4 protein-coding genes, 1 tRNA gene and 1 pseudogene are annotated in these 8,216 nt (G+C 58.6%); 5 read left to right on the forward strand and 1 reads right to left on the reverse strand.

Annotated elements, in window-relative coordinates; translation table 11 throughout:
• The 5 genes and pseudogenes from rpsU to VF672_RS04540 all read left to right on the forward strand — a co-directional run.
• Positions 1-214: 30S ribosomal protein S21 (rpsU, locus tag VF672_RS04520; RefSeq protein WP_331101912.1), on the forward strand; the 214-nt coding region annotated here is incomplete at its 5' end.
• Between the two features lie 261 nt (positions 215-475).
• Positions 476-2,443, forward strand: a complete 1,968-nt coding sequence (dnaG, locus tag VF672_RS04525; protein ID WP_065991325.1) for a DNA primase — start codon at positions 476-478, stop codon at positions 2,441-2,443.
• A 67-nt stretch (positions 2,444-2,510) separates the two neighbouring features.
• Positions 2,511-4,355 (forward strand): RNA polymerase sigma factor RpoD, encoded by a 1,845-nt coding sequence (gene rpoD / locus VF672_RS04530; protein ID WP_331101916.1) that lies wholly within the window; start codon positions 2,511-2,513, stop codon positions 4,353-4,355.
• A 441-nt stretch (positions 4,356-4,796) separates the two neighbouring features.
• Positions 4,797-7,739, forward strand: a pseudogene (locus tag VF672_RS04535) (sensor domain-containing protein); the annotation flags it as partial.
• 15 nt (positions 7,740-7,754) lie between these two features.
• Positions 7,755-7,831: transfer RNA gene (locus tag VF672_RS04540), tRNA-Ile, on the forward strand.
• 66 nt (positions 7,832-7,897) lie between these two features.
• Here VF672_RS04540 and VF672_RS04545 read toward each other — a convergent pair.
• Positions 7,898-8,216, reverse strand: a 319-nt coding sequence (locus VF672_RS04545; RefSeq protein ID WP_331101918.1) for a glutathionylspermidine synthase family protein, incomplete at its 5' end; no start/stop codon positions are given.

Genomic DNA, 8,216 nt, shown 5'->3' on the forward strand with positions numbered 1-8,216 from the left:
GCCAGCCGTCAAAGTTAAAGAGAACGAACCCTTCGACGTAGCTCTGCGTCGTTTCAAGCGCTCCTGCGAAAAAGCCGGTGTTCTGGCTGAAGTTCGTAGCCGCGAATTTTACGAGAAGCCGACTTCTGAGCGTAAGCGTAAGGCAGCCGCTGCTGTTAAGCGTCACGCCAAGAAAGTACAGCGCGAACAGCGCCGCGCCGTTCGTCTGTATTAATACAGACGTCTGACGCAAGCTTCTGCCTTGCCCGGCCTTCAAAGCCGGGCTGTCGGCAGTTGCAGTTCAAGCCTCAAGTAACACCGTTCGAGCTACACAGACAGAGGCTGTTGACGCCGCAGATGCGACCGAGACAAACCCCGTCGATTTCTTCCCGCCTGTTTCAGGCCGCGTTGACCCGTCTACACTGACCAAGCAACCGTCGTTACGCTTTGGATTCGCCACGATCTTTCTGGCGGGGCGCCTGATGATGAGAACGCCATGGCCGGACTGATTCCCCAAGGTTTTATTGACGACCTGCTAAACCGCACCGACATCGTCGATGTTGTCAGCTCACGCGTCCAATTAAAAAAGACCGGCAAAAACTTCAGCGCCTGCTGTCCCTTCCATAAAGAGAAGACACCGTCGTTCAGTGTCAGCCCGGACAAACAGTTCTACTACTGCTTCGGCTGTGGCGCGGGTGGCAACGCCCTTGGCTTCATCATGGATCACGACAACCTGGATTTCCCCCAGGCCGTCGAAGACCTGGCCAAAGCCGCCGGGATGGAAGTACCTCGCGAACAAGGCGTAAAAGGGCAAAAGCCCCGGCAGCCTACCGATTCGCCGCTCTACCCCTTATTAACAGCCGCCGCCGATTTCTATCGGGCCGCACTGAAAAGCCATCCAACGCGAAAATCGGCGGTGGAGTACCTGAAAGGCCGCGGCCTTTCAGGCGAGATTGCCCGCGACTTCGGGCTGGGCTTCGCCCCTCCTGGCTGGGACAACCTCTACAAGCACTTAAGCAGCGACACCCTTCAGCAGAAGGCGATGATCGATGCCGGCTTGCTGATCGAAAACGCTGAAACCGGCAAACGTTACGACCGCTTCCGCGACCGGGTGATGTTCCCCATTCGCGACAGCCGCGGCCGCGTCATCGCCTTTGGCGGACGCGTGCTGGGCGACGACAAGCCCAAATACCTGAATTCTCCTGAAACCCCGGTCTTTCATAAGGGTCAGGAGTTGTACGGGTTATTCGAAGCACGCAAATTTAACCGTAACCTGGACGAGATTATCGTCGTCGAAGGCTATATGGACGTTATTGCACTCGCTCAACAAGGCCTGCGCAATGCCGTCGCGACACTGGGTACGGCGACCAGCGAAGAGCATTTGAAGCGGCTGTTTCGCGTGGTACCTAACGTGCTGTTCTGCTTCGATGGTGACCAGGCCGGCCGAAACGCCGCCTGGCGCGCGCTGGAAGCGACGATTCCCGGCTTGCAGGATGGCCGACGCGCGAGGTTTCTGTTTCTGCCCGAAGGGGAGGATCCGGACACTCTGGTGCGCGCCGAAGGCACCGACGCATTCAAGGCGAGGATCAACCAGCACGCGCAACCGCTGGCTGACTATTTTTTCGAGCAACTGACCAAGGAGGCCGACCCGCGCTCCCTGGAAGGCAAGGCGCACATGGTCACGCTTGCCGCGCCACTGATTGAAAAGGTGCCAGGCGCCAATCTGCGCGAGCTGATGCGGCGACGCTTGAAAGAGATCACCGGGCTGGACACCGCTGCGGTCAATCAACTGATGCAGTCCGCTCCGGCGGAAGCTCAGCCCAGCTACGATCCGGGCTTCGATTATGAGGCTGTGCCGGATTATGGGGATTACCAGCAGCACGATTACCAGGCGCAGCAGGAATGGACGCCGAACGCGCCGGGCGGTCAGCAGAAGAAATGGGACAAGAAGCCGTGGGACAAAGGCAAGAAATGGGACAAGAACGGCAAGCGTCCTGATTTCGAACCGCGCGGACCACGCACACCGGCGACGGTTGAGCCACCAGCGTTGACAGCACTCAGAACGTTACTGCATCACCCTGAGCTGTCGGCACAGGTCGCCAACGCCAGCACGTTCGCTGATGAAGAGAACGTGTACTCGCAGCTTCTGGTAGCTCTGATCGACGCTACGCAGAAAAACCCGAAGCTGCGCACGATGCAGTTGATCGCCCGCTGGCATGGCACCGATCAAGGAAGATTGTTGCGTCAGCTGGCGGAAAAGGAATGGCTGATCTCGGCCGATAACCTTGAACAACAGTTTTTCGACACTATAACTAGCTTGTCTGCCCGCCAACGCGAGCGACATCTGGAGCAATTGATCAGAAAGGAACGGCAGTCAGGCTTGAGCGCGGAAGAAAAAGTTCAGCTGCTCAACCTGTTAAATCGCAAAGTTCCTGCACAAACCCCGACCTCAACTGGCGTGTGAGGTCATAGCTCGGGTATAATCCCCGGCTTGTTTTTTGCCCGCCAAGACCTTCAGTGGATAGGGTGTTATGTCCGGAAAAGCGCAACAGCAGTCTCGTATCAAAGAGTTGATCACCCTGGGTCGTGAGCAGAAGTATCTGACTTACGCAGAGGTCAACGACCACCTGCCTGAGGATATTTCAGATCCAGAGCAGGTGGAAGACATCATCCGCATGATCAACGACATGGGGATCCCCGTACACGAGAGTGCTCCGGATGCGGACGCCCTTATGTTGGCCGACGCCGATACCGACGAGGCAGCCGCTGAAGAAGCCGCTGCTGCGTTGGCCGCGGTGGAGACCGACATCGGTCGCACGACTGACCCAGTGCGCATGTACATGCGTGAAATGGGCACCGTCGAGCTTCTGACACGTGAAGGCGAAATCGAAATCGCCAAACGTATCGAAGAAGGCATCCGTGAAGTGATGGGCGCGATTGCGCACTTCCCTGGCACGGTTGAGCACATTCTCTCCGAGTACACCCGCGTCACCACCGAAGGCGGTCGCCTGTCTGACGTCCTGAGCGGCTATATCGACCCGGATGACGGCATTGCGCCGCCAGCCGAAGTCCCGCCGCCCGTCGATCCCAAGGCCGAAAAGGTCGAGGGTGCTGACGACGAAGAGGACGATGCGAGCGACGATGAAGAGGACGAGGTCGAAAGTGGCCCGGACCCAATCATCGCCGCGCAGCGCTTCGGTGCGGTTTCGGACCAGATGGCAATTGCCCTCAAGGCACTGAAAAAGCACGGTCGCGGCAGCAAGCAGGCCAACGCCGAGCTACTGGCGCTGGCCGAACTGTTCATGCCGATCAAGCTGGTTCCTAAACAGTTTGAAGGCCTGGTTGAACGTGTTCGCGGCGCCCTTGAGCGTCTGCGTGCCCAGGAACGCGCCATCATGCAACTGTGCGTTCGTGATGCCCGCATGCCGCGTGCCGATTTCCTGCGCCAGTTTCCGGGCAACGAAGTCGACCAGAGCTGGACCGATGCACTGGCCAAAGGCAAAAGCAAATACGCTGAAGCCATCGGTCGTCTTCAAGCCGACATTCAGCGTTGCCAGCAGAAGCTGAGCGCGCTGGAAGAAGAGACTGGCCTGACCATCCTGGAAATCAAGGACATCAACCGTCGGATGTCTATCGGTGAGGCCAAGGCCCGCCGTGCGAAGAAAGAAATGGTTGAAGCCAACCTGCGTCTGGTGATCTCGATTGCCAAGAAGTACACCAACCGCGGGCTGCAATTCCTCGATCTGATCCAGGAAGGCAACATCGGTTTGATGAAGGCGGTCGACAAGTTCGAATACCGTCGTGGTTACAAGTTCTCGACGTACGCCACCTGGTGGATTCGTCAAGCGATCACTCGCTCGATTGCCGACCAGGCGCGCACCATCCGTATTCCGGTGCACATGATCGAGACAATCAACAAGCTCAACCGCATTTCCCGCCAGATGCTGCAGGAAATGGGTCGCGAACCGACCCCGGAAGAGCTGGGCGAACGCATGGAAATGCCTGAGGACAAGATCCGCAAGGTGTTGAAGATCGCGAAAGAGCCGATCTCCATGGAAACCCCGATCGGTGACGACGAAGACTCGCACCTGGGTGACTTCATCGAAGACTCGACCATGCAGTCGCCAATCGATGTCGCCACGGTAGAGAGCTTGAAAGAAGCGACGCGCGAAGTGCTGTCGGGCCTCACCGCCCGTGAAGCGAAGGTCCTGCGCATGCGTTTCGGTATCGACATGAACACCGACCACACCCTTGAGGAAGTCGGTAAGCAGTTCGATGTAACCCGTGAACGTATCCGTCAGATCGAAGCCAAGGCGTTGCGCAAGCTGCGTCACCCGACGCGAAGCGAACACCTGCGTTCGTTCCTCGACGAGTAAGCGGCACGTCATACCAAAACCCCCGGCAATTGCCGGGGGTTTTGCGTTTTAGGGAATAAATTTTCGGCAGAGTGCCACTGTTGCGCAGCCCGGCTACACTCGATTGATTCTTACCCGTGAATCACCGAGGCTGCCATGTTTTGGATGCCGGCCATTGCTGTCTTATGCTTGCTCGCCCCCACTGCGGTCACCGCTCAGGCGCTGCTCCACATCGAAGAGAATGGGCAAGAGACGCAACAAGTGTTGCTGTTCGGCGAAGGCACCGAATCCGGAGACACAGCGGATATAAACCGCAATCTACCCGCGCAGCTTGTCGATGACCGCTTCGTCGGGGCCTATCAAACCAGCCCACCCGAACAAATCAGCGGACTCGACGAGCCGCCTACCGAGTCCCATGCGGCCACGCATTCGAGTGAGCGCAGCCAGCTCTGGCAAGAATTTCTGCTAATCGGACTTCCTGGAGTGCTGTTCCTGACAACGGTGCTGGCCATCATGGTGCGGATAAACCGTCGTCTCAGTTCGGAGATATCCCGCCGAATCGCCCTCGAACAAGAGCTGCGCAGCAGCGAATATCACTATCGCGGGATGATCGAGAGCCTCTCGGCGATCGCGTGGGAGGCCAATACCCACGACTATTCCTACAACTACGTTTCACCACACGCACAGGACTTGCTGGGGTATCCGCTGCAACAATGGCGCAGGTCCGGGTTCTGGCGAAGCATCGTTCATCCAGAGGACCTCGCCCACGCCCAGGCTTATTGCGACCGCGAGGTGGCCGAAGGTAACGATCACAGCGTTGATTATCGCGTCCTTAGTGCGGACGGCAGAGTGGTTTGGATTCGCGACATCGTGAGCATGATTGGCTACGGCCGAGAGCCTGTGATGCGGGGCCTGATGATCGACATCAGCGAAGCCAAGCAGACCGAGGAAGCGCTGCGCCTGTCGGAAGGCAAGTTCGCATCGGTGTTTGCGCAATGCCCTGACATGCTGGTCATCGCGCGCCTCTCAGATGGTTGTTTTCTGGAAGCCAACCCGGCATTCCTGGAGCAGATCGGCGTAAGCCCGGCCGACGTCGTCGGGCGCGTGCCTTCCGAGCTGAATATCTGGGGCATCCCCGACATTGGCCAGAGCCTGCTGCAACGGCTCCAGAAGGGCAGCATCCGCAATCTGGAAATGCCGTTCCGGCGCAGCGATGGCCGCCTGTTCACCGGCCTGCTGTCTGCCGAGCCCTTTGATCTGGACTCCACTGCCGCAGTCGTTCTCGTGGTGAGGGACATCACACCGCTCAAAGAAGCCCAGCAACAGCTGCAGATGTCGGAGGAGAAGTTCGCCAAGGCGTTCCACTCCTCGCCGGATGGCCTGCTGATCACACGGCAAATCGACGGCCTGCTGGTCGAGGTGAATGACGGCTTCAGCCGTATCACCGGTTACGACAGCTCGCTCTCACTGGACCGCACCACCCTTGACCTCGGCATCTGGGTGGACCTTCATGAGCGACAGCAACTGGTTGAGCAATTGAATCGCGACGGCTTCGTAAAGGACTTCCCCAGCCATATCCGTCGCAGGGACGGTCAGCTCCGTCTGTGCGAGATTTCCGCACGGCCGCTGCCCATTGCCGGTGAGGACTGCATGCTCACCATCGCGCGAGACATCACCGACCGCCACCAGATGCAGGAGAAACTGCAACTGGCCGCGACGGTATTCGAGAGCACGGCTGAGGGCGTGCTGATCACCGACACCCGACAGCGCATCAATGCCGTCAACCGGGCCTTCAGCGAAATCACAGGATACGGCGAGCTGGAAGCGCTCGGCGAGACGCCCCGCCTGCTAGCGTCCGGCCTGCACGACAGCGCCTTCTACGCCGCCATGTGGTACCAGTTGACGGCAGAGGGCCACTGGCAGGGCGAGATCAGCAACAGGCGCAAAAACGGAGAGATCTACCCAAGCTGGCTCACCATCAGCGCCGTGCGCAACCGCGATAAATTCATCACCCACTTCGTCGCGGTGTTCGCTGATATCTCCAGCTTGAAGCAAGCTCAGGCCCGGCTGGACTACCAAGCGCACCATGATCCGCTGACCGGCCTGCCAAACCGGACGCTGTTCGAAAGCCGGCTGCACGGCGCACTGATTCATTCAAGAGAGGCCAGCAGCCTCGGCGCCGTGTTGTTTCTCGACCTGGACCGCTTCAAACACATCAATGACAGCCTCGGCCATCCGGTGGGCGATCTGCTGCTGAAAAGCATCGCGCTACGCCTGAAAGAGAATCTGCGCGACATCGACACCGTCGCACGACTCGGCGGCGATGAATTCATCATTCTGTTGCCCGGCCTGCAACACTCAAGTGACGCCGAAGCGGTGGCGACCAAGGTGCTCAACAGCTTCTCGGCGCCCTTTCAGGCCGGCGAGCACGAGTTCTTCATGAGCACCAGCATCGGTACCGCGCTGTTTCCTACCGACGGCGCGGATGTCGCCACGCTGATCAAGAATGCTGACGCGGCGATGTATCGTTCAAAGGCCAAGGGCCGCAACCGCGTCGAGCATTACACCTGCGACTTGACCGCTCAGGCCAGCGAGCGGGTTGCCCTGGAGCATGAACTGCGTCGGGCCATTGAGCGCAACGAGTTCACACTGTCCTATCAGCCGAAGATCAGCCTGCTGACACATCGACTGGTCGGTGCCGAAGCGCTGATACGCTGGTCTCACCCCACCTACGGCGACGTCCCACCCGAGCGGTTTATTCAGCTGGCAGAAGAAAACGGCATGATCCTGCAAATCGGGGAATGGGTGCTCGATACCGCCTGCCGGCAATTGCACGAATGGAACCAGCGCTACGACGTGTTTGGCCCCTTGTCGGTAAACCTGGCCGGCGCCCAGTTGAGACAGACCACTCTCGTCAGCAAAATCGAACGGCTGCTGGTCCAGTACCAGCTGAAGCCGGGCTGTCTGCAGCTGGAGATCACCGAAAACTTCATCATGTCGCAGACCGAGGAAGCGCTAACCGTGCTGCATCGTTTGAAGAAACTCGGTGTGCAGCTGGCGATCGATGACTTCGGCACAGGCTATTCCTCGCTCAGTTATCTCAAGCGCCTGCCCTTGGACATCCTGAAGATTGACCAGTCCTTCGTGCGCGGGTTGCCCGACGATCCTCACGACGCCGCGATTGTCCGCGCGATAATCGCGCTGGGCCGCAGCATGCAACTGACGGTCATTGCAGAAGGCGTCGAAACCCTTGAACAACAGCAATTCCTGACCGACGAAGGCTGCGAACACATCCAGGGCTACCTCGTAAGCGTTCCTCTGCGCGCGGAGGAATTCTGCGCGACGTTTCTTCGTGCAACCGTTTCAGACTTTTCGGATAGCACAGCGCGTAAACCGTCGTTATAATCCGCCGCCTACTGAGGGCCTATAGCTCAGTTGGTTAGAGCAGGGGACTCATAATCCCTTGGTCCACGGTTCGAGTCCGTGTGGGCCCACCAAATAAAAAGCCGCGCATTGCGCGGCTTTTTTCGTTCTGCCAGACACACAACTGCGACCCAATCCCGTCAATCAATGACCACATGCGGCAAAAACCGGCTGCTGTCTTTGGTGATCAGACTGTCGTCTTCCCGAATCCCAATCCCCGATGCCGTATCCCCTACCATCCATGACCCGATCAGCGTGAAGCTGTCGCCAAAACGAGGCAACGGCGCGAACGCCTGGAGGATGTAGGGAGCATCGTTATAAGGGCCGTCTTCGAAAATGACCTGGTCGGTCGGGGTGCGAATTTCGATGTTGGCGCCTTCGCGGGAAAAGTACGGCTTGCGCACCCAGCCCTTCGGCACCGCTGATTGCGGGTCCGGGTCGACGAAGGATGGCAGCAGA

It is taken from the genome of Pseudomonas sp. (assembly GCF_036387035.1).
Classification (GTDB): Bacteria; Pseudomonadota; Gammaproteobacteria; order Pseudomonadales; family Pseudomonadaceae; genus Aquipseudomonas.